23 protein-coding genes are annotated in these 21511 nt (G+C 71.7%); 10 read left to right on the top strand and 13 right to left on the bottom strand.

The window, feature by feature from the left end:
• The first annotated feature begins 141 nt into the window (after positions 1-141).
• Entirely contained in the window at positions 142-1365 is a 1224-nt protein-coding gene (locus A4E84_RS26455; protein ID WP_062928933.1) for an MFS transporter, read from the top strand.
• A 30-nt stretch (positions 1366-1395) separates the two neighbouring features.
• Here A4E84_RS26455 and A4E84_RS26450 read toward each other — a convergent pair whose 3' ends face one another.
• Positions 1396-1980: a suppressor of fused domain protein gene (locus A4E84_RS26450; protein ID WP_062928932.1), complete on the bottom strand. Its 585-nt coding sequence runs from the start codon at positions 1978-1980 to the stop codon at positions 1396-1398.
• Between the two features lie 457 nt (positions 1981-2437).
• Here A4E84_RS26450 and A4E84_RS26445 point away from each other — a divergent pair, with 457 nt between their 5' ends.
• Both A4E84_RS26445 and A4E84_RS26440 read left to right on the top strand, forming a co-directional pair.
• Positions 2438-3556 carry a magnesium and cobalt transport protein CorA gene (locus A4E84_RS26445; RefSeq protein WP_062928931.1) on the top strand — a complete coding sequence of 373 codons (1119 nt, stop codon included), beginning with the start codon at positions 2438-2440 and terminating at the stop codon, positions 3554-3556.
• A gap of 23 nt (positions 3557-3579) precedes the next feature.
• Positions 3580-4092, top strand: a complete 513-nt coding sequence (locus A4E84_RS26440; RefSeq protein WP_062928930.1) for a hypothetical protein — start codon at positions 3580-3582, stop codon at positions 4090-4092.
• Positions 4093-4096: 4 nt separating this feature from the next.
• Here the strand turns inward: A4E84_RS26440 and A4E84_RS26435 are convergent, their stop codons facing one another.
• The gene (locus A4E84_RS26435; RefSeq protein ID WP_062928929.1) at positions 4097-4864 is read right to left on the bottom strand and encodes a hypothetical protein; all 768 of its coding nucleotides are present in this window, start codon (positions 4862-4864) and stop codon (positions 4097-4099) included.
• 225 nt (positions 4865-5089) lie between these two features.
• On the opposite strand from A4E84_RS26435, the gene A4E84_RS26430 reads away from it, so the two are divergent.
• The 3 genes from A4E84_RS26430 to A4E84_RS26420 are packed head-to-tail and all read left to right on the top strand — an operon-like array spanning position 5090 to position 8139.
• The gene (locus tag A4E84_RS26430; protein ID WP_062928928.1) at positions 5090-6373 is read left to right on the top strand and encodes a magnesium transporter MgtE N-terminal domain-containing protein; all 1284 of its coding nucleotides are present in this window, start codon (positions 5090-5092) and stop codon (positions 6371-6373) included.
• Positions 6363-6962 (top strand): DUF1003 domain-containing protein, encoded by a 600-nt coding sequence (locus tag A4E84_RS26425; protein ID WP_062928927.1) that lies wholly within the window; start codon positions 6363-6365, stop codon positions 6960-6962. The genes A4E84_RS26430 and A4E84_RS26425 overlap by 11 nt, the downstream gene beginning before the upstream one ends.
• 43 nt (positions 6963-7005) lie before the next feature.
• A complete protein-coding gene (locus A4E84_RS26420; protein ID WP_062928926.1) occupies positions 7006-8139 on the top strand; it encodes an Mrp/NBP35 family ATP-binding protein in 1134 nt (377 codons plus the stop codon).
• A 109-nt stretch (positions 8140-8248) separates the two neighbouring features.
• On the opposite strand, the gene A4E84_RS26415 is transcribed toward A4E84_RS26420, so the two are convergent.
• From A4E84_RS26415 to sigE, 5 genes are all read right to left on the bottom strand, one after another.
• Positions 8249-8920 carry a hypothetical protein gene (locus A4E84_RS26415; RefSeq protein ID WP_062928925.1) on the bottom strand — a complete coding sequence of 224 codons (672 nt, stop codon included), beginning with the start codon at positions 8918-8920 and terminating at the stop codon, positions 8249-8251.
• A gap of 227 nt (positions 8921-9147) precedes the next feature.
• Positions 9148-9597, bottom strand: coding sequence for a sec-independent translocase (locus A4E84_RS26410; protein ID WP_062928924.1), 450 nt, complete (start codon positions 9595-9597; stop codon positions 9148-9150).
• Positions 9598-9820: 223 nt separating this feature from the next.
• Entirely contained in the window at positions 9821-11935 is a 2115-nt protein-coding gene (locus tag A4E84_RS26405; RefSeq protein ID WP_062931628.1) for a S1C family serine protease, read from the bottom strand.
• Between the two features lie 131 nt (positions 11936-12066).
• Positions 12067-13128, bottom strand: a complete 1062-nt coding sequence (locus A4E84_RS26400; RefSeq protein WP_062928923.1) for an anti-sigma factor family protein — start codon at positions 13126-13128, stop codon at positions 12067-12069.
• A complete protein-coding gene (sigE, locus tag A4E84_RS26395) occupies positions 13125-13826 on the bottom strand; it encodes an RNA polymerase sigma factor SigE (RefSeq protein WP_062928922.1) in 702 nt (233 codons plus the stop codon). Before sigE ends, A4E84_RS26400 begins: the two co-directional genes overlap by 4 nt.
• 234 nt (positions 13827-14060) lie before the next feature.
• On the opposite strand from sigE, the gene A4E84_RS26390 reads away from it, so the two are divergent.
• Complete coding sequence (locus A4E84_RS26390; RefSeq protein ID WP_269465895.1) at positions 14061-14759, top strand: O-methyltransferase; 699 nt, start codon at positions 14061-14063, stop codon at positions 14757-14759.
• A 118-nt stretch (positions 14760-14877) separates the two neighbouring features.
• On the opposite strand, the gene A4E84_RS41225 is transcribed toward A4E84_RS26390, so the two are convergent.
• On the bottom strand, positions 14878-15045 hold the full coding sequence (locus tag A4E84_RS41225) for a DUF3117 domain-containing protein (RefSeq protein WP_003966491.1): 168 nt from the start codon (positions 15043-15045) through the stop codon (positions 14878-14880).
• Between the two features lie 154 nt (positions 15046-15199).
• Positions 15200-15364 carry a hypothetical protein gene (locus A4E84_RS43030; RefSeq protein WP_159029621.1) on the bottom strand — a complete coding sequence of 55 codons (165 nt, stop codon included), beginning with the start codon at positions 15362-15364 and terminating at the stop codon, positions 15200-15202.
• Positions 15365-15423: 59 nt separating this feature from the next.
• Here A4E84_RS43030 and chcB point away from each other — a divergent pair, with 59 nt between their 5' ends.
• Entirely contained in the window at positions 15424-16233 is an 810-nt protein-coding gene (gene chcB / locus A4E84_RS26385) for a 2-cyclohexenylcarbonyl CoA isomerase (protein WP_470661540.1), read from the top strand.
• 32 nt (positions 16234-16265) lie between these two features.
• Here chcB and A4E84_RS26380 read toward each other — a convergent pair whose 3' ends face one another.
• Positions 16266-16853 (bottom strand): DNA-3-methyladenine glycosylase I, encoded by a 588-nt coding sequence (locus tag A4E84_RS26380; RefSeq protein ID WP_062928920.1) that lies wholly within the window; start codon positions 16851-16853, stop codon positions 16266-16268.
• Entirely contained in the window at positions 16850-17239 is a 390-nt protein-coding gene (locus tag A4E84_RS26375) for a DivIVA domain-containing protein (protein ID WP_079129124.1), read from the bottom strand. Before A4E84_RS26375 ends, A4E84_RS26380 begins: the two co-directional genes overlap by 4 nt.
• A 144-nt stretch (positions 17240-17383) precedes the next feature.
• Here A4E84_RS26375 and folP point away from each other — a divergent pair, with 144 nt between their 5' ends.
• The gene (gene folP, locus A4E84_RS26370; RefSeq protein ID WP_062928918.1) at positions 17384-18244 is read left to right on the top strand and encodes a dihydropteroate synthase; all 861 of its coding nucleotides are present in this window, start codon (positions 17384-17386) and stop codon (positions 18242-18244) included.
• A gap of 164 nt (positions 18245-18408) precedes the next feature.
• Here the strand turns inward: folP and A4E84_RS26365 are convergent, their stop codons facing one another.
• Together A4E84_RS26365 and dapE are read right to left on the bottom strand one after the other, a co-directional pair.
• Positions 18409-19167 (bottom strand): LOG family protein, encoded by a 759-nt coding sequence (locus tag A4E84_RS26365; protein WP_062928917.1) that lies wholly within the window; start codon positions 19165-19167, stop codon positions 18409-18411.
• Positions 19168-19285: 118 nt separating this feature from the next.
• Positions 19286-20365, bottom strand: coding sequence for a succinyl-diaminopimelate desuccinylase (dapE, locus tag A4E84_RS26360; protein WP_062928916.1), 1080 nt, complete (start codon positions 20363-20365; stop codon positions 19286-19288).
• 85 nt (positions 20366-20450) lie between these two features.
• Between dapE and A4E84_RS26355 the strand changes: the two genes are divergently transcribed.
• Positions 20451-21437, top strand: a complete 987-nt coding sequence (locus A4E84_RS26355; RefSeq protein WP_418082222.1) for a VldE C-terminal domain-containing protein — start codon at positions 20451-20453, stop codon at positions 21435-21437.
• Positions 21438-21511 lie beyond the last annotated feature (74 nt).

Here is a 21511-nt window from a genome sequence, read left to right as displayed (position 1 = left end):
CCCGCCCCGCCGCGTCAAGGACGATCACCCATCCGGACGGAACCCTTCACCACCCACACTAGATGCAGCTTGCATTAATTAGTCTAGCTAACTTAATATGTGTAGATACCAACTACTCAGTCTCGGGAAAGGGAGCGAGCAATGGACCCCTTCGACGCCGGAGCGGGCGGCCTGTTGAAGCAGCCCAAGTCCGTGTGGGCGACCGCCGGGGCGTCAGTCGTCGCCTTCATGGGCATCGGGCTGGTCGACCCGATCCTGCCGTCCATCGCCCAGGGCCTCGACGCCACGGCGAGCCAGGTCTCCCTGCTCTTCACCTCGTACTTCCTCATCACCGCCGTCGCGATGCTGGTGACCGGCTTCGTCTCCAGCCGGATCGGCGGCCGCCGGACCCTGCTGCTCGGCCTCGCGTTCGTCGTGGTGTTCGCCGGGCTCGCGGGCACCTCCGGATCCGTCGGTGAACTGGTCGGGTTCCGGGCCGGATGGGGCCTCGGCAACGCACTGTTCGTCTCGACGGCCCTCGCGGTCATCGTCGGCGCGGCGGCCGGCGGCAGCGCCGCGGCGATCCTGCTGTACGAGTCGGCCCTGGGCCTCGGCATGGCCTGCGGCCCGCTGCTGGGCGCCCTGCTCGGGGACGCCAGCTGGCGCTACCCGTTCTTCGGCACGGCGTTCCTGATGGCCGTCGGCTTCCTCTGCATCGCGGTGTTCCTGAAGGAGCAGCCCAAGCCGGCCCGCAAGACCTCGCTGCTGGACCCGGTCAAGGCCCTCGGCCACGGCGGCCTCGCCTCCGCGGCGGCCTCGGCGTTCTTCTACAACTACACGTTCTTCACCGTGCTGGCCTTCACGCCGTTCGTGCTGAACATGAGCCCGTACCGGTCGGGAGCGGTGTTCTTCGCCTGGGGCGTGCTGCTCGCCGTCTTCTCGGTGATCGTCGCGCCCCGGCTCCAGAAGCGCTTCGGTTCGCTGAAGGTGCTCGGCGGTTCGCTGGTGCTGCTCGCGGCCGACGTGCTGGTGCTCGGCTACGGCTCGCACACGGCCGCCGTCGTCTGCACGATCCTGTCCGGCGCCTTCATCGGCGTGAACAACACCGTCTACACCGAGCTGGCCCTCGGTGTCTCGGACGCGCCCCGGCCGGTGGCGAGCGCGGGCTACAACTTCGTCCGCTGGTTCGCGGCGGCGGCCGCTCCGTTCTTCGCGCCGAAGATCGAGGAGTGGACCGACGTCCACGTCCCGTTCGTGGTGGCGGCCGTCACCGCTGTCGCCGGTGCGGCCGTGGTCGTCGTTCGGCGCAAGGCCCTCACCCACGAGGCGGAGGAGCTGGAGCCGAAGCACGCGACCGAGGACGGCGTCACCGTGTTCGCCAACTGACGCTACGCGGGCAGGCGTTGGTGAGCTTCCTCACTCCAGCGGGACGGACTTCCGGGACGGATCCCGGAGGTCCGTCCCCGAGGTGAGCCACTTCTCCTGAAGCGCCTGCGCGCCGTGCACGCGCTTCCAGGCGGCCTCGTTCGGGGTCATCGGCAGCAGCGGAAGGAACCGTACGGGGTCGAGTGGCTCGTCGAGCTCCAGGTCCTCCACCAGACCGCCCGGCTCGGCGACCAGGACGGAGGTGAACGGGGCGCCGGGCCACAGCGGCTCACCGACGTCCAGGGACGCGCCGGGAGCCACGACCAGGCCCTCCACCTGCGGGGACGCGGCGAGCACGGCGAGCGGCCGGAGCACCTTGTCGGTCTCGGCGAGCCCGGCACGGACGGAGAGGACCAGCTCGGCGCGCGGCCCCTTGACCGGGTCGGCGACCACCGCCGTGGGGTCCGTCATGGGGTGGGCGGACATGCCGAGCGAGGCGTAGCGGACGATGCCGGCCTCCTGGAAGCGGAGCACCTCGATGCGGTCCGTGCCCAGGAAGGTGACCGCCGCGCGCGCGTCCGGTTCGCCCAGCGCGCTGCGCAACCGGGCCTCGACCAGAGGAAGAACATCTGCCATGCGGCGAGCATAGAACTCGCCAGTAGCGGGCAAAGCAGCACCTTGACAGTTGCGTCGGCTGCTACTCTTGCCCGGTGGTTCGGGGCAGCACGCAGAAGCGTCGCGATCAAGCCCCGACGCCGAAGGAACTCCCTTACGAGGGACCGGCCGGAGGAGGTGGGGCTGCAATGGATCGAAGTCGACCGTGCAGTAGCACCACGCTCTTCGCGCCGCCGATGTAGCTGCTTCTGTCTCTGGCTGCCACCTCTCGCACTTGCTTCACCGCGGAAGAGCGCTTCGTTTCGCTTTGCCTGATCTGCCTCAGTAGCTGAATCAGTGACGAAACCGACCACCGCGACGGTGCGGTGCTCCCCGCTTTGTGGACGTGCCAAACATCAGCAGTCCCTACGTCCTCATTCCGGGTAGTTCCAGCCGTCGTCGGCCGGCGTTTCGTCGCCCGCCCGCGAAGGAGCCCGCCATGTCGATGATCCGCGACCTGCGCGCAGCAGTCGTCCGTCCGTCCCGTGTGTCGCTGCTCAAGGACGGCGGGACGTACGACGCCACCCGCAGCCCCGCGGCGTCCTCCGCCGTCGTCGACTGCGCCGTCTACCGCGACGGCCGCCGCATCGAGACCGGGACCGCCCTGACCCCGCACGAGGCGGTGCGTCTGGTGCGCCGCGACGGGGGCTTCGTGTGGATCGGCCTGCACGAGCCGACGGAGGCCGAATTCTCCGGCATCGCCAGTGAGTTCGGGCTGCACCCGCTCGCCGTGGAGGACGCCGTCCAGGCCCACCAGCGGCCCAAGCTGGAGCGCTACGACGACTCCCTCTTCACGGTCTTCAAGACCATCCACTACGTCGAGCACGACCAGCTCGACGCCAACAGCGAGGTCGTCGAGTCCGGCGAGGTCATGTGCTTCACCGGACGGGACTTCTTCATCACCGTCCGGCACGGCGGACAGGGCTCCCTGCGGGCCCTCAGGCACCGCCTCCAGGACGACCCCGAGCTGCTCGCCAAGGGCCCCTCGGCCGTGCTGCACGCCATCGCGGACCACGTCGTCGACGGGTACATCGCCGTCGCCGACGCGGTGCAGGACGACATCGACGAGGTCGAGACCGAGGTGTTCTCCCCGGGCCGCAAGGGCGCGCCACGCGGTTCGGACGCCGGCCGGATCTACCAACTCAAGCGCGAGGTACTGGAGTTCAAGCGGGCCGTGTCGCCGCTGCTGCGGCCGATGCAGCTGCTGAGCGAGCGGCCGATGCGGCTGGTCGACCCCGACATCCAGAAGTACTTCCGGGACGTCGCCGACCACCTGGCCCGGGTCCAGGAGCAGGTCCTCGGCTTCGACGAACTGCTCAACTCCATCCTCCAGGCCAACCTCGCGCAGGCGTCCGTCGCCCAGAACGAGGACATGCGGAAGATCACCTCCTGGGCCGCGATCATCGCCGTGCCGACGATGGTGTGCGGGGTGTACGGCATGAACTTCGAGTACATGCCGGAGCTGCACTGGAAGTACGGCTACCCGGTGATCCTGAGCTTCACGGTGGCCGTCTGTCTCGGCATCCACCGCACGCTGAAGCGGAACGGATGGCTGTGAGCAGCCTGGTTAGGCTGGGCCCCATGACAAGCGAGCTGCTCGACCAGGCCCTCGTCGAGGAGGCCACGAAGAAGTCCGGCCTCGTCTGGGTCCAGGGCCCCGACGGCCCGGCGCGTGCGCTGTGGCACGTGTGGCACGAGGGCGCCGCGTGCCTGGTCGGCGACGGGCCCGGCGAGCAGCCGCTGCCGGAGCTGGCCGACGGCGCCGAGGCGCAGGTGACGGTCCGCAGCAAGGACAAGGGCGGCCGGCTGGTCACCTGGACGGCCCGGGTCACCCAGCTCGCGCCGGGCTCCGAGGCGTGGGACGCGGCGGTCGCCGAGCTGAAGGGCAAACGGCTGAACGCGCCCGACGGCGAGGCCATGCCCGGGCGCTGGGCCCGCGAGTGCCGGGTGCTGCGCCTGGAACCGACCGGGGCGACGGCGCCGCTGCCCGACGGATCCCTGTCCGAGCCGCCCCTGCCCTCCCCGGCGCTCACCCGCCGGCCCGTCCCGGCGGGCCTGCCCCGCCTGCTGCTGAAGAAGCGCAAACGGACGTGACGGCCTAGGACGCCGGCAGCTGCGGGCCGTAGTCCACCGTCTCGTTCTTCTCCGGCTCCCTGAGGGAGAAGTCCTCACCCCAGCCGGAGAACGTGAGGGTGCCCGCGCCGCCGGCCCGCTCCAGGCGCAGCGGGTACGGCTTGCCCTCCAGGGACACCTCCAGGGTGCCGCCGGAGCCCTTGTCACCGGTGACGCGGATGGTGCGGACGCCCGCCTCCTCGTCGTGGCCGTCCGTGGCGAGCGTCCCGTGCAAGGTCAGCAGACCGTCGAGGAGGAGAGCCTTGTCCGTGAAACCGCTGAACTTCTTGTACGAGGGGTCGCCCTGCGGCACCTTCACGAACTTGCCGTCGAGCTTGGAGGCCGCCGCCGCGTCCGCCTTGCCGCTCCCGCCCTGGCCGCTGCCGTGAGTCCAGAACTCGGCGTCCGCCTTGACGTAGAGCTGCTCGCCGATGCGCAGCAGCTTGAAGGTCGCGCCCTTGGAGGTGACCGAGCCGTCACCGCCGTCGTCCTTCAGCCGCATGTCGAGCGCGTACGTCCGTCCGCCGCTGACGACGTTGCCGTGCACCCGGACCGCCCCGGCAGACCCGGCGGCCGACCGGGTCTTGCCCTGGATCTTGGCGGCGGGGAGTCTGCCGACCCCGTTGGTGCCCTCGTTCGGATCCTCCGCACAGCCGGTGAGCACCGTTCCCGTCACGAGCAGCGCGCACGTCGCGCCGGCGAGTGCGGCACTGCGGCCGCGGCTGAGGCTGCGGCTCTGGCGAATCGGAGTCACAGGTGGGGCTGCCTCTCTGACGGGAGACCTGAACGGCGTACCGCAGGGTACCGGGGTCGTGCGGGCAGGTCGGAGCCAGTCCGTCCGGACAGCCCGCCGACGCAGCCCCGATCGGGACGGGCTAGCCTGAAGCCCACCCGAGCGGGCAATTCGGAAGACACAGGCACAAAGACAGCCGCAAAGACAGCCACCACGAACCACCCCGCACGAAAAGGAGCCGCGGCCATGGCAGCGGGCGCCCCCCGGATCTTCGTATCGCACCTCCAAGGTGTCGCCGTCTTCGACCCAGCCGGTGACCAGGTGGGGCGGGTGCGCGATCTGGTCGTCATGCTGCGGGTGGGGCAGCGACCGCCGAGGCTGCTCGGCCTCGTCGTCGAACTCGCCACCCGCCGCCGTATCTTCCTGCCGATGACCCGGGTCACCGCCATCCAGTCCGGCCAGATCATCACCACGGGTGTGCTCAACGTGAGGCGCTTCGAGCAGCGGCCCACCGAGCGGCTGGTCTTCGGGGAGCTGCTGGACCGGCGCGTGACGCTCACCGAGACCGGCGAGGAGGTCACCGTCCTCGACCTGTCGGTGCATCAGCTGCCGGCCCGCCGGGAGTGGGAGATCGACCGGGTCTTCGTCCGCAAGGGCAGGAAGGGCAGTGCCTTCCGGCGCGCCAAGGGCGAGGCGCTGACCGTCGAGTGGACCGCCGTCACCGGCTTCTCCCTGGAGGAGCAGGGGCAGGGCGCCGAGAACCTGCTGGCCACCTTCGAGCAGCTGCGCCCCGCCGACCTGGCCAACGTCCTGCACCACCTCTCCCCCAAGCGCCGGGCCGAGGTCGCCGCCGCCCTCGACGACGACCGGCTCGCCGACGTCCTGGAGGAGCTGCCGGAGGACGACCAGATCGAGATCCTCGGCAAGCTGAAGGAGGAGCGCGCCGCCGACGTCCTGGAGGCCATGGACCCGGACGACGCCGCCGACCTGCTGGGCGAGCTGCCGACGGACGACCAGGAGCGGCTGCTGAGCCTGATGCAGCCCGGCGACGCGGCCGACATGCGGCGCCTGATGTCGTACGAGGACCGCACGGCGGGCGGTCTGATGACCACCGAGCCGATCGTGCTGCGCCCGGACGCCACCGTCGCCGACGCCCTGGCCCGGGTCCGCAACCGCGACCTCTCCCCCGCCCTCGCCGCCCAGGTGTACGTCTGCCGGCCCCCGGACGACACACCGACCGGCAAGTACCTGGGCACGGTCCACTTCCAGCGCCTGCTGCGCGAACCACCGCCGTCCCTGGTCAGCTCGATCCTGGACAGCGACCTCCAGCCGCTCGACCCCGAGGCGGACCTGCCCGCGATCGCGGGTTTCTTCGCCACGTACGACATGGTCGCGGCACCGGTCGTCGACGAGGCCGGCGCGCTGCTGGGCGCGGTGACCGTGGACGACGTGCTCGACCACATGCTCCCGGAGGACTGGCGGGAGACGGAGTTCCACTTGGACGAGGAGGTGGCCACCGATGGTTCCTGAGCGCGAGACCCTGCGCGAGCGCACGCCGGCGGGCGCCACGGCCGCCTCCCGGCCGCGCACCACCCGTCTGGACCAGCCGCTGCCGCGCCGGCGCCGGTTCCTGCCCGAGTACGACCCGGAGGCGTTCGGGCGGCTGTCGGAGCGCATCGCGCGCTTCCTGGGCACCGGGCGGTTCATCGTCTGGATGACGGTCGCCATCATCCTGTGGGTGCTGTGGAACGTCTTCGCGCCGCGCGACCTGCGCTTCGACGAGTACCCGTTCATCTTCCTGACCCTGATGCTGTCCCTCCAGGCCTCCTACGCCGCCCCGCTGATCCTGCTCGCGCAGAACCGGCAGGACGACCGGGACCGGGTCAACCTGGAGCAGGACCGCAAGCAGAACGAGCGGTCGATCGCGGACACCGAGTACCTGACGCGCGAGATCGCCGCCCTGCGCATCGGCCTGGGCGAGGTCGCCACCCGCGACTGGATCCGCTCGGAGCTGCAGGACACGATCAAGGAAATGGAGGAGCGGCAGAACGGCCACCGTCACGACCCCGTCGTATTCCCGGCGGAACGGTCACGGGGACGTGACGCAGACGACCGCTGAGACGCTTTCCTACGCACCGGTACAGCGCCGTACCATCGTCCTTATGGCTATGGAAGACGCGGTGCGCGAGGCACTGGCGACGGTGAACGACCCCGAGATCCACAAGCCCATCACCGAACTCGGGATGGTCAAGTCGGTGGAGATCGGCGCGGACGGGGCGGTCGCGGTCACCGTGTACCTCACGGTCTCGGGCTGCCCGATGCGGGAGACGATCACGCAGCGCGTGACCGACGCGGTCTCCGCGGTCGAGGGCGTCACCCGCGTCGACGTCACGCTCGACGTGATGAGCGACGAGCAGCGCAAGGAGCTGGCGAACGCCCTGCGCGGCGGCCAGACCGAGCGCGAGGTCCCCTTCGCCAAGCCCGGCAGCCTGACCCGCGTCTACGCGGTCGCCTCCGGCAAGGGCGGCGTCGGCAAGTCCTCGGTCACGGTCAACCTGGCCGTGGCGATGGCGGCCGACGGCCTCAAGGTCGGTGTCGTCGACGCCGACATCTACGGCCACTCCGTGCCGCGCATGCTGGGCGCCGACGGCAGCCCCACCCAGGTCGAGAACATGATCATGCCGCCGTCGGCGAACGGCGTGAAGGTCATCTCGATCGGCATGTTCACCCCGGGCAACGCCCCGGTCGTCTGGCGCGGCCCGATGCTCCACCGCGCCCTCCAGCAGTTCCTGGCGGACGTGTACTGGGGCGACCTGGACGTCCTGCTCCTGGACCTGCCGCCCGGCACCGGTGACATCGCGATCTCCGTGGCGCAGCTGGTCCCGAACGCGGAGATCCTGGTCGTGACGACCCCGCAGCAGGCGGCGGCCGAGGTCGCCGAGCGCGCGGGCTCCATCGCCGTGCAGACCCACCAGAAGATCGTCGGCGTGGTCGAGAACATGTCCGGCCTGCCCTGCCCGCACTGCGACGAGATGGTCGACGTCTTCGGCACGGGCGGCGGCCAGGCGGTCGCCGACGGCCTGACCCGCACGACCGGCACGAACGTCCCGGTCCTCGGCAGCATCCCCATCGACGTCCGCCTCCGCGAGGGCGGCGACGACGGCAAGCCGGTCGTCCTGACGGACCCGGACTCTCCGGCGGGCTCGGCCCTCCGGGCGATCGCGGGCAAACTGGGAGGACGGCAGCGCGGCCTGTCGGGCCTGTCCCTGGGGATCACCCCGAGGAACAAGTTCTGAACTGACCCAGGGGCGCGGGGAACTGCGCGACCGGCCATCGACGACCCGCGGCCGCCCGCACCCGAGACCGCCCACGGCGAAGGGGCGCCGAAAACCGGCGCCCCTCACGTCACGCGTACGCGGCGATGTCCTTCACCACGGCGAAGCCGAGCCCATACGCACTCATGCCCCTGCCGTACGCCCCGACATGCACCCCGGCCGAGGTGGACCCGGCGAGCACCCAGCCGAACTCCGACTCCCGGTAGTGGAACGCCGTCGGCACCCCGTCCACGGGAAGCGACAGCGTCGACCAGTCGTCCCCCTCCAGGTCGTCCGCCAGCACCCACGCCGTTTCCGTCTGCTGTTCCAGCCAGTCGTCCCGCAGGGCGTGGTCCATCTGCCCGGGCCAGGTGAAGGACAGCAGCCCCACCCCCGCGAGCCACGCCGCGGAGGAGACCGACGTGGCCTCCAGCAGCCCCGTTCCGTCCGCCGTGCGCCGGGAGGGGTTCGCCGCCACGGTCACGACGACCGCGAACTTCTCCTTGGCGTCCTGATCGCCCCCGGCGGCGTACTCGTTGCGCACCGTGGGTTCGTCTCCGTGCCCGATCGACCCGTGTTCCACGGCCCCGTCGGCCGTCGTACCGACCTGCATCAGCCAGCGCGGTCCCGTGAAGGCCTCGTCGAGGCCGTACCACGGGAAGGGCGCACGCAGGTAGCCGTCGACCGTACGCCGGGCGGAGGGGGCCGGTTGCCCACCCTCCGCGGCCGGCGTCTGCGCGACTGCCCGACTCGTCGTCTCCATGTGCCCGGACGCCTCCTCGCTCTAGTCGGACCGGAACGGCCCGCCCCCCTTCGGGCGTACTCGTCACGGTCCGCACAACAACTCGGCAGCATAGCCACACCGCTGCGAGCAGCAGGGAAACCGCCCGGCGCGTGGGCCGCACGGGCGCCCGGTTCAGGCCGTAGACAGCCCGACCGGAGTATGAAACGCGTCACGCGCTCGGGGGCGCACGCCCCTGCGTGTGTCGCTCAGGTGGCGTCCGCGTCGAAGGGCGGCCGGTCGTCCGGGTCGGGCGTCTCCGGCTTCTTCGTCATGTCGATGCGGCCACCGGACGAACCGGCGGCGCCGGCGGACGACGCGGAGGAGGTGTCGGATTCCCGGCTGTGGACGGCGTCGGTGACCTCGGCCATCTCCTTCTTCAGGTCGAAGCCGTTGCGGATCTCCTTGAGCCCCAGGTCCTCGTTGTCCAGCTGCTTGCGGATGAACGTCTTGGGGTTGAGGTCCTCGAACTCGAAGTCCTTGAACTCCGGGCCGAGTTCCTCCCGGATGTCGCTCTTGGCGCTCTCCGAGAACTCACGGATCTTCCGGATCGTGCGCGTCACGTCCTGGATGACCTTGGGGAGCTTGTCCGGACCGAAGACGAGCACGGCGAGGACGATGAGCGCCACCAGCTCGAGTGGTCCTATGTCATTGAACACCTGAAGCTCCTTGCGATGTCCTCGGTCCTCGGCCCTCGGGGTCGGTGCGGGTCTTGCCGTGGTCCGGGCCGGCTCCACGGTACCCGGCGATCCTGTCCGACCGGTACTGTCCCGGGACCTCCGAGTGCGGGAGGTGGGAGCGCTTTCCCGATTGTTTGCCCGGTACGTCCCCGATGGGACCTGTTGTGGCACCTCTGCGGATCCCGGATCTGCATCTCATGTCTCAGTCACCGGACGATCCGAGGACGAGCGAGACCCTCCGCTCCTTGCCGCCACGTTCGACGGTCAGCTCCAGGCGGTCGCCGGGGCGGTGCGCCCGGGTCTTGACGATCAGTTCCTCGCCGGAGTGCACCCGCCCGCCGTCGACCTCCGTGATGACGTCACCCGACTTGATCCCGGCCTCGGCGCCCGGGCCGCCCGCGGTGACCGGTGCTCCGCCCTCGCTGCCCTCGGTGGCGACCCGGGCGCCGTCGCCCGTGTAGTCCATGTCGAGGGTGATGCCGATGACCGGGTGGGTCGCCTTCCCGGTGTTGATCAGCTCTTCGGCGACGCGTTTGCCCTGGTTGATCGGTATGGCGAAGCCGAGGCCTATCGAACCGGAACGGCCGTTGTCCTGTGCGGAGCCGCTGTCCGCCGAGCGGATGGCCGAGTTGATGCCGATGACCCGGGCCCGGGCGTCGAGCAGGGGGCCGCCGGAGTTGCCGGGGTTGATGGGCGCGTCGGTCTGCAGCGCGTCGACGTACGACACGTCGCTGCCGTCACCCTTCTCGCCGCCTGCCGTGATGGGCCGCTGCTTGGCGCTGATGATGCCGGAGGTGACCGTGCCGGCCAGGTCGAAGGGGGCACCGATGGCCACGACCGGGTCGCCGACCTGCACGTTGTCCGAGTTGCCGAGGGGCAGCGGGGTGAGTCCGCTGACGCCCTTCACCTTGACGACGGCGAGGTCGTAGCCGCTGTCCCGGCCGACGACCTCGGCCTGGGCCGTCTGGCCGCCGTTGAAGGTCACGGTGATCTCGCCGCCCGATCCGGCGGGCTGCACGACGTGGTTGTTGGTGAGGATGTGCCCACGGGTGTCGAGCACGAAGCCGGTGCCCGTACCCTGCTCGCCCGCGCCGCTGACATGCAGCGTGACCACACTGGGCAGGGCCCGCCCGGCGATCCCGGCCACACTGTCCGCGTCCCGCGCGGCGGCCTCCTTCCCGGCCTGTGGCAGCTCGACGGTCCCGACGCCCCCGTTCCGCTCCAGATACGTCCCTACGACGCCGCCGATGCCCCCGGACACCAGCGCGAGCAGAACGGCACCGAGCACCAGGGACTTCTTGCCCCGCTTGCGCCGCTGCTCCGTGCTCAGCACGGCGGCGCCGTTCTGCTGGAGAGGGCCGTGACCCCCGGCGCCCGCGGGAGCGGCCCAGGGGTCGTAGCGCTGCCAGGGGCCGGGGGCGGGAGCCGGCGCATCGGCGTGCACCGGCACGGCCGGTGGGGGCACCGGGGCGCCGGGGGCCGGCATCCCGGCCGAGGCCGGAGGGGCGGGCATGTGCGCGGCGGGCGCGGGAACGCCGGAGGCCGTCTGCGTCTCGGTCGGCCCGTGAGACGCAGACCGGTGATCGCCGGAGGGCGTCGGCATCTCGGCCGACGCGGGCGCGGGAACACCGGAGGGCGTCGGCATCTCGGCCGACGCGGGCGCGGGAACGCCGGAGGGCGTCGGCATCTCGGCCGACGCGGGAACGCCGGAGGGCGGGGCAGGCGGGGTGGTGCCGTGCCCCGACGGCATGGCGGAGGTGCCCGGCACGGTGGGCTGCTGCCCCGGTGGCGCGACGCCCCGCGCGGGTGTCGTCGCCGGGTGCTGCACGGGCGGCGCGGGCGCCCAGGGGCCGGGTTCGCCGTAGGGCGGGGTGCTGTAGGGGTCGGGGTCGTGCAGCGGCCTGGGAGCGCCCTCGGCCGGCCCGGCGGACGGGACGGAGGAGACGGAGGCGTCCCCGGCGCCCGGCTCCCGGGCGGCGGGGACCGCGGCAGCGGCTCCGGCGGCGGCCCGGCCGGGAGCGGTCTCCCCCGCCCCGGGTGCCGATGCGACAGGCTTCTCCAGGCCCCCGGCCGGCTCCCCGGCCGGAACGGCCTCGGGGCGCCTCAACTCGTAGTCACCGTCCTCGGCGGGCCGAGCCGCCGGCCGCGCCCGCTCGAAGTCCCCGTCGGTGCCGGTCGGCTCCGCCGCGGCCGTCACCGGCCCGTGCGCGCCCGGGTCCGCCTCGACGGACCCGGCCGTACCCTCCGGCTCTTCCGCAAGGTCCTGCGGCCGTGGACGGCTCCACCACTTCGCTTTCGTGGGCTTCCCCTCGTTCATGCTCTCCCCACAGCCGCGGCACGGCTCGTCGCCGTGGCCGCGGTTCGTCGAATCGGCGCCCGGCCACACCTCGGCCGCGGGCGACAACCCCCGGATTCAATCAGGTTCGCGGGCCGGTGCGCAGAGCCCGGTCAGCGAGCCGTACGTGAGGAGGCGGAGGAAGAGGGGGACGGGGCCGGGTCCGCAACGGGCCCGGCGAACAGGGGGGCCGTGATCTCGGGGACCGCGGACCACGAGGTCAGGGCGGCCGGAGTGGCCGCTTCGAGCGGACGTATCAGCGGGGACATGACGGCCGCACCGGCCACCACCGGGGCGGTCAGCGCGTGCAGCGCGTGGTGCCGGGCGGCGGGCGGAACCCCGGGCAGCAGCGGCGCGGACACCTCGGTCGGGGCGACGGGGCCGTGACCGAGCATGTTCTGGCCGTGCACCTGCCCGAGCAGCGGCGCCGTACGGCGCCGCTGGGACTCCGGCGGGGCCGCGGGGCCGGTGCCCTGGGTGCGCGCCGGGGTCACATTGCTCCCCGAGCCCTGGCCGCCGCGGGCCTCCGTGTCGGCCGGGGTGACGGTGGTGACGCCGCCCAGCGCGATCGCGGCCAGGGAGACGGCACCGGCGGCGACGAACGCGAACCGCAGCCGCGACGAGGACCGGTCGGCGTCGTGCCGGCCGACCTCGTGGATGCGGAAGCCCCTCCCCGAGGGCAGACCCCGGTGGCCCGAGGGCAGAGCGCCGGTGCCGGAGGGCAGAGCGCCAGTGCCGGGGGGCAGGCTCGGGCTTCCCGGTGAGGCGGGCAGCCCGGGAAGGTGCGGCCGGGCCGGGGCATAGCCGAACTCGAACCGCTCGCCGCGCTTCACTCCGAACGCCCCGGACGATCCGAACCGTCCGGACAGTCCTCCGGGCAGCCCTCCCCCGCCCGGCGGTGTGAGATCACCGTCCGGGCCGCCGCCCGCGGGTAGTCCCTGCAGGCGGGCCAGGAAGCTCTCGGAGGGGGGCGGCGGGGCCGCCTCCGCGAAGACGTTCTTCAGCCGGCGCTGGGCGTCCACCTCCGCCTTGCACTTCGGGCAGGTGGCCACGTGCGCCAGTACGCGCTCGCGCGCGTCATGACCGAGCTCTCCGTCCACCAGGGCGGAGAGTCGGTCCCCCAGATGCTGCTCTGCGAGGTGACCCTCGGAGGCTTTCGGCCGAGATCCGCTCACGCGCTCGCGCCCCCTCCTCCCAGGGCGGGTACACGGGGCACGAAGGAGCGGCGCTCGGCACGCGCCTCCGGCGAGCGGTGCGCAAGGGCCTTGCGCAGCTGGGAGCGGCCACGGTGGATCCGCGAGCGGACCGTGCCGAGCTTGACGCCGAGGGTCGCTGCGATCTCCTCGTACGACAGACCTTCGATGTCGCACAGGACGACCGCGGCACGGAACTCCGGGGCGAGGGTGTCGAGAGCCTGCTGGACGTCCGCGTCGAAGTGCGCGTCGTTGAAGACCTGCTGCGGCGTGGGCTCCTTGCTGGGCAGCCGCTCGGCCGCGTCCTCGCCGAGCGAGTCGAAGCGGATGCGCTGCTTGCGGCGGACCATGTCCAGGAAGAGGTTCGTGGTGATGCGGTGCAGCCAGCCCTCGAAGGTGCCCGGCGTGTACGTCGACAGGGAGCGGAAGACGCGGACGAAGACCTCCTGCGTGAGGTCCTCCGCGTCGTGCTGGTTGCCGGTCAGACGGTAGGCGAGCCGGTAGACCCGGCCGCTGTGCGTGCTGACGATCTCCTCCCACGTGGGCGGAGTCCACGCCTGCCCGTCCGCGTCGGTGGTGAAGGTCGCGGTCTGGGCGAAGTCAGCGGCGTGACTGTGGTCAGCAGCGGTGTCGTTCACAGATGTCGGCCTGCCCGCCGATCCGAGGAAGCGCCGGAGCACTCCTGCGCGATCCACAGGCGCAGCCGCACCTCCCCTGTCAGCTCTGGTGGTGTCCAGTGGAGCCCCTACCATAGCCACCTCGCCCGTTAGGACCGGATAAGCGGTTTTACGAGAATTTGATGTGGGTGGATACCCCTCGTACTGCTGCGTTGGCACTTGCTCGCCGACCCGACCCACCGCCCGCCCCCCGTCCCGACCCGCGCCACTTGCTCATCCCTTTAAACGACCGGTCCCATCTGCGGGTTCCCGTGCCCAACGGATACAGTCACGCCCAGGCATTCACGGGGACAGGAGAGGGTCATTACCGGCAACCGGCAGACGAGCTGGGCGTTCGCCGACGCCTATGTCGCCGAGGACGAAGCGCTGCACTGGGCCCGGGACCGGGCCCGTGAGGCAGGGCTGCGCTCGGTGACGCCCGGCACGGGCGCCGCGCTGCGGTTGCTGGCCGCGTCCGTCGACGCGAAGGCCGTCGCGGAGATCGGGACCGGCTGCGGTGTCTCCGGGATCCACCTCCTGCACGGTATGCGGCCCGACGGTGTTCTGACGACCGTGGACCCCGAGCCGGAGCACCAGCAGTTCGCCCGCCAGGCCTTCCGTGCCTGCGGCTTCGCCAGCAACCGGGCCCGCTTCATCCCGGGCCGCGCCCTGGACGTGCTGCCCCGCCTCGCGGACGCCGGTTACGACCTGGTCTTCTGCGACGGTGATCGCCTGGAGGTCATGGACTACCTCGCTGAATCGTTGCGTCTGCTGCGCACCGGTGGGCTGGTCGTTTTCGAGGGCGCCTTCGCGAACGGCCGGACGGTGGACTCCGGTCCGCAGCCCACGGAGGTGCTGCGGCTGCGCGAGCTGCTGCGTGCGGTGCGCGAGAGCCAGGAGCTGGTGCCGTCACTGCTGCCGGTGGGCGACGGGCTGCTGTGCGCGGTGAAACGCTGACCGGACGGCACGTTAGCCGAGCCGGAGCCGGGGCAGGCGAGTGTCATCGGTGAGAAAACAGCCGCCCCGGCATCACGGATGATGCCGGGGCAACTGAAAGGGTATGGTCGCTTGCGCCTCAGCCGACGACCTTCTTGAGGGCGTCGCCCAGCGCGTCGGCCTCGTCCGGGGTCAGCTCGACGACGAGCCGACCGCCGCCTTCGAGCGGAACGCGCATGACGATGCCCCGCCCCTCCTTGGTCACCTCGAGCGGGCCATCACCCGTTCGCGGCTTCATGGCCGCCATGCTCGTTCCCCTTCCTGAAACCCAGCTCATCGTCAAAGCCGACGGCCCCTGAGAAGGGCACACGTGTGGTTCCTTGTGGCAGGACACGCGACACCGGCATCGAACACATTGCTTCCAAGCCATTATCCCGCATCTCAGGACCCGATGACCAACATCAGTAGGCATCGCTTGGGCAACGCACGCGAGCAAAACCACTCAATTCGGCGATGAAACTGCGATACTCCGCCGCCGCGCACACATCCACCGAACCGATCCGGACGAGAATTCTTTGACGCAGGTCACACGTCCGGTCCGGTTCCGCGTCCGCGATCTCCGTCATGCTGTCCTGCAGACCCGGGACGTACCGGCCGGTACGTCCCGATCCGCGACTCGGAGGGGATACGCATGACCGACACCGTGCTCTACGAGGTGAGCGACGGACTCGCGACGATCACGCTGAACCGCCCGGAGGCGATGAACGCGCTGAACGTGGCGACCAAGGTCGCCCTGCGGGAGGCGGTCGAGGCCGCGGCGGGCGACGGCGCCGTACGGGCGGTGCTGCTGACGGCCGCCGGTGACCGGGCGTTCTGCGTCGGACAGGACCTCAAGGAGCACATCGGGCTGCTGGTCCAGGACCGGGAGACCGGCTCGGGCCAGACCATGAACACGGTCCGGGAGCACTACAACCCGATCGTGCGGGCGCTGGCGGGGGCGGCCAAGCCGGTCGTCGCCGCGGTGAACGGGGTGGCGGCCGGGGCGGGCTTCGGCTTCGCGCTCGCCGCGGACTACCGGATCGTCGCGGACTCGGCGGCGTTCAACACCTCGTTCGCCGGGGTGGCGCTGACCGCCGACTCAGGGATCTCCTGGACGCTGCCGCGGGTGATCGGCCCGGGCCGGGCCGCTGACCTGCTGCTCTTCCCGCGCAGCATCAGCGCGCAGGAGGCGTACGAGCTGGGCATCGCCAACCGGCTGGTGCCGGCCGGTGACCTGCGGGCCGAGGCCGAGAAGGTGGCGCGGGCGCTGGCCGAGGGCCCGACGGTGGCGTACGCGGCGCTGAAGGAGTCGGTGGCGTTCGGGCTGACGCACTCCTTGGAGGAGGCCCTGGAGAAGGAGGACGAGCTCCAGACCCGGGCCGGCTCCTCCGAGGATCACGCGATCGCGGTGCAGGCCTTCGTCAACAAGGAGAAGCCGAAGTACCTGGGGCGCTAGCTGCACTACAGCCAGCGCCTGTCCCGCGCCCCCTACGCGCCCTTTCTGGCGACGCAGGTCTCCAGGTGATCGTCCACCAGGCCGCACGCCTGCATCAGCGCGTACGCCGTCGTCGGGCCCACGAAGCGCAGGCCCCGCTTCTTCAGGGCCTTGGACAGGGCCGTCGACTCGGGGGTGACGGGCGGGACGTCGGAGAGGGTCTTCGGGGCCGGGCGGCCGACCGGGTCGGGGGCGTGGGACCAGATCAGCGCGTCCAGTTCGCCCGGGGACCACTCCGTCAGCGCCCGCGCGTTGGCGAGGGTCGCGTCGATCTTCGCGCGGTTGCGGATGATGCCGGCGTCGGCCAGGAGCCGCTCGCGGTCGTCGTCGGTGAAGGCGGCGACCGAGGCGATCTTGAAGTCGGCGAAGGCGGCGCGGAAACCGGGGCGGCGGCGCAGGATCGTGATCCAGGACAGGCCGGACTGGAAGGCCTCCAGGCTGAGGCGCTCGAAGAGCGCGTCGTCGCCGTGGACCGGGCGGCCCCACTCCTCGTCGTGGTACGCCACGTACTCGGGGGCGGACAGGGCCCAGGGGCAGCGCAGCGCGCCGTCCGGACCGGCCAGGGCGGCGCCGTCGCTCACGGCCGGTCCTCCTTACCGGGGGCGGGCTTGTCCATGGACACGTGGTTCTCCCCGGACGCGTGCACCGGTCCGTGGCCGGCGCCGGACCGGGCTCCGGCGAGGGCCGACTCCAGATCGGCGATGCGGGCGTCGCGCTCGGCGAGTTCGGCGCCCAGGCGGCTGAGGGCGTCGTCCACGTCCGCCATGCGGTAGCCGCGGGCGGCGAGCGGGAAGCGCAGGTCCTCCACGTCCGCGCGGTCGACCGGGCGGTCCGGGGGCAGCGGGTCCCGCAGCCGCTCGGGGGCGGCCTCGGGCAGCGGGCCGTTCTCGCCGCCGCCCACCACGGCCAGCGTCACCGCGGCGACCACGACGGCGAGCGCGACGACCAGGAACAGGAACATAACCATCGCGGGGCCCCCACGGTCGGATGGATCGGACTCGTCGGAAGTCCTCCGAGTCGGATGTTGTCAGGCTCCGATCGTGCCATGAGCGTGTGACCGTTAGGGTCGCAGGCGGCGGAAGACGGGACGTACCAGGAAAGGTCACAGGGGATGCTCAGGCTGGGCAGGCGGGAATTCGGGACGCGCGAGCCGGTGATCATGGCGATCGTGAACCGCACCCCGGACTCCTTCTACGACCGGGGCGCCACCTTCCGCGACGAGCCGGCCCTCGTGCGCGTGGAACAGGCCGTGGCCGAAGGCGCCGCGATCATCGACATCGGCGGGGTCAAGGCCGGGCCGGGCGAGGAGGTCACGGCCGAGGAGGAGGCCCGCCGGACGGTCGGGTTCGTGGCGGAGGTACGGCGGCGGTTCCCGGACGTGGTCATCAGCGTGGACACGTGGCGGGCCGAGGTCGGCGAGGCCGTGTGCGAGGCCGGGGCCGATCTGCTGAACGACGCGTGGGGCGGGGTCGATCCGGGGCTGGCGGAGGTGGCCGCGCGGCACCGGGTGGGACTGGTGTGCACGCACGCGGGCGGGGCGGAGCCGCGGACCCGGCCGCACCGGACCGAGTACGACGACGTCATGGCGGACATCCTGGACGTCACGGTCGGGCTGGCCGAGCGGGCGCTCGCGCTGGGGGTGCCGCGGGAGTCGATCATGATCGATCCCGGCCATGACTTCGGGAAGAACACCCGGCACAGCCTGGAGGCGACGCGGCGGCTGGACGAGATGGTCGCCACGGGGTGGCCGGTGCTGGTGTCGCTGTCCAACAAGGACTTCGTGGGCGAGACGCTGGACCGGCCCGTGAAGGAACGGGTCGTGGGGACGCTGGCGACGACGGCGGTGTCCGCGTGGCTGGGGGCGCAGGTGTACCGGGTGCACGAGGTCGCCGAGACGCGGCAGGTGCTGGAGATGGTCTCGGCGATCGCGGGGCATCGGGGTCCTGCCGTCGCCCGGCGGGGGTTGGCCTAACCCGGGTACCAGGGGGCTCCGCCCCCTGGTCCCCCGGCCTATGCCCACCCGCCACCCGAATCACCCGGACAAGAGGCCCGGCCCGCCCGCCCGCATCACCCGGACAAGAACCCCGGCCCGCCCGCCCGAAGCGGGCCGGCAGGAGGCCGGGCTCGAAGAGATCCCTACCTGCCCGCCTCCTTCGACACCAGCGCCACCGCCTCGTCCACGTCGTCCGTCACGTGGAACAGCAGCAGGTCCTTCTCCGCCGCCTTGCCCTGGGCGATCACCGTGCCGCGGAGCCAGTCGACCAGGCCGCCCCAGTAGTCGCTGCCGAAGAGGACGATCGGGAAGCGCGTGACCTTCTGGGTCTGGACGAGCGTGAGGGCCTCGAAGAGTTCGTCGAGGGTGCCGAGGCCGCCGGGCAGGACGACGAAGCCCTGGGCGTACTTCACGAACATCATCTTCCGGACGAAGAAGTAGCGGAAGTTCAGGCCGATGTCGACGTACGGGTTCAGTCCCTGCTCGAACGGCAGCTCGATACCGAGGCCGACCGAGATGCCCTTGGCCTCCAGGGCGCCCTTGTTGGCCGCCTCCATCGCACCCGGGCCGCCGCCCGTGATGACGGCGAAGCCCGCGTCGACCAGGCCCTGGCCGAGCCGGACACCCGCCTCGTACTCGGGTGAGTCCGCCGGTGTCCGGGCCGATCCGAACACGCTGATGGCGGGCGGGAGTTCGGCGAGCGTGCCGAAGCCCTCGATGAACTCCGACTGGATGCGCAGCACCCGCCAGGGGTCGGTGTGCACCCAGTCGGAGGGGGCTCGCTCGTCCAGCAGCCGCTGGTCGGTGGTGCTGGCCTGCACCTGGTCCCGCCGCTGGAGGACCGGGCCCAGGCGCTTTTCCTCCGGCGGCTGCTTCTTCCCCTCGGGGTTGCCGGTCGCCATGTGCGCTCCCTCCGTCGTGCCTGTCTTTCCACCTCAGCGTAGATCTACGCGGGTTACGAACGAGGGACGTGAGCATGTCCGCGATGAAGCGCCGTAAACACGAGGGCGTCCCGGCGGGTCAGGCGGTCAGCCAGTTCCTCAGGCGCTCCTCGCCCGCGAGGATCTTGGCGATCTCCACGCGTTCGTCCCGCTTGTGCGCCAAGTGGGGGTTGCCGGGGCCGTAGTTGACCGCCGGGACGCCGAGCGCCGAGAAGCGGGAGACGTCCGTCCAGCCGTACTTCGGCATCGGGGTGCCGCCGACCGCCTCGATGAACGCCTTCGCCGCCGGGTGGGACAGACCGGGCATCGCCGCGCCACTGTGGTCGACGACCTCGAATTCGGCGACCCCGCAGTCCGCGAAGACCTCCCGGACGTGAGCGACGGCCTCCTCGGGCGTGCGGTCGGGCGCGTAACGGAAGTTGACGGTGACGACGCACTCGTCGGGGATGACGTTGCCGGCCACTCCCCCGCCGATGCCGACCGCGTTCAGGCCCTCGCGGTACTCCAGGCCGTCGATGACCGGTCGGCGGGGTTCGTAGGAGGCCAGGCGGGCGAGGATCGGGGCCGCGGCGTGGATGGCGTTGGAGCCCATCCAGCCGCGCGCCGAGTGGGCCCGCTCGCCCGTGGTCTTCAGCAGCACCCGCAGCGTGCCCTGGCAGCCGCCCTCGACCTGGCCGTCCGAGGGCTCCAGGAGCACCGCGAAATCGCCCTCCAGCCAGTCGGCGTGCGTCTCGGAGACGCGCTTGAGGCCGTTCAGCTCCGCGGCGACCTCCTCGTTGTCGTAGAAGACGAAGGTCAGGTCGCGGTTGGGGGCCGGGACCGTGGCCGCGATGCGCAGCTGCACGGCGACGCCCGACTTCATGTCGCAGGTGCCGCAGCCCCACAGGACGCCGTCCTCGTCGAGCCGGGAGGGGACGTTGTCCGCGATCGGGACGGTGTCGATGTGGCCGGCCAGGATCACCCGCTCCGAGCGCCCGAGGTTCGTGCGGGCGACGACGTTGTTGCCGTACCGGTCGACCGTCAGGTGGGGCAGGGCGCGCAGCGCGGTCTCGATCGCGTCGGCGAGGGGCTTCTCGGTGCCGCTCTCGGAACGGAAGTCGACGAGCCGGGCGGTGAGCTCCGCGGCGTCCAGCGTGAGGTCAAGCGAGGTGTCGGCCATGCCGTCGACCCTAACGCGCCAGTCCCCGGCCTCACTGTCCACACCCGGCACATGCCACTCCGTACTCTCCAGTACCTTGTACCGCGTGTCAGAGCAGTCCTCTCCCAAGCGCCGTGGCCGCCTTTTCCGATGCGGAGCCGCCTTCGTGGCCCTGCTCGCGGTCGCCGGGTACCTCGTCGTGCAGTACGTCACGGGGGGATCGGGCGGACCGGGCTGCAAGGTGGTCTCCGGCAAGGGCGACGGGGCGTCGTACGAGTTCACGCCCGAGCAGGGGGTCAACGCGGCCACCATCACCGCCGTGGGTACCGCGCGCGGTCTGCCCGAGCGGGCCGTGACCATCGCGCTGGCGACCGCGCTCCAGGAGTCCGCCCTGCGCAACATCAGCTACGGCGACCGGGACTCCCTCGGTCTGTTCCAGCAGCGGCCGTCGCAGGGCTGGGGCACACCGAAGGAGATCATGGACCCGGCGTATTCGGCCGGTGAGTTCTACGACCATCTGGTCAAGGTGCCCGGCTACACCCGGCTGCCGCTCACCGTCGCCGCACAGCGTGTGCAGCGCAGCGGCTTCCCGCAGGCCTACGCCAAGCACGAGCCGGACGCCGCGCTGCTCGCCGCGGCCCTCACCGGGCAGTCCGCGGCCACACTGACCTGCGAGGGCCGCCCGGCCGCGACCCGGGCCTCGGGCCCGGGCGGGGTGCGTGCCGCGCTCGTGCGGGACTTCGGGCGGGATGTGCTGGAGCCGGCCGGTGCCGCGGTGGACGGCTCCTCGGCGGCCACGCCGACGCCCTCCCCGAGCGCGTCGGACGGCTCCGGCGGGCGCACCGTCACGCTCCCGGTGAGCGCCGACACACCCTCCGCCGGCGGGCGGAGCCTGGACCAGCGCGGCTGGCAGCTGGCGCACTGGGCCGTGGCCAACGCCTCCGAGCTGCACATCGCCCGTGTCACCTACGCGGGGCGGGAGTGGGTCGCCGGGAACACCGCCAGCCAGTGGCGGGAACCCTCGGCGAAGGGCACCGCGGGCGCGGAACGGAACGCGGACGCGGACGCGGTCCGTATCGTCACGATGCGCTAGATCGCGCAGGGGTGCGGGGACTCACCCTGTGGGGTTACCCGCACGGCCCTGCGGCGAGGGTGTGCGCAGGTTTT

Source organism: Streptomyces qaidamensis (assembly GCF_001611795.1).
Taxonomy (GTDB): domain Bacteria; phylum Actinomycetota; class Actinomycetes; order Streptomycetales; family Streptomycetaceae; genus Streptomyces; species Streptomyces qaidamensis.
This window is presented reverse-complemented; position numbering and strand designations above follow the sequence as displayed.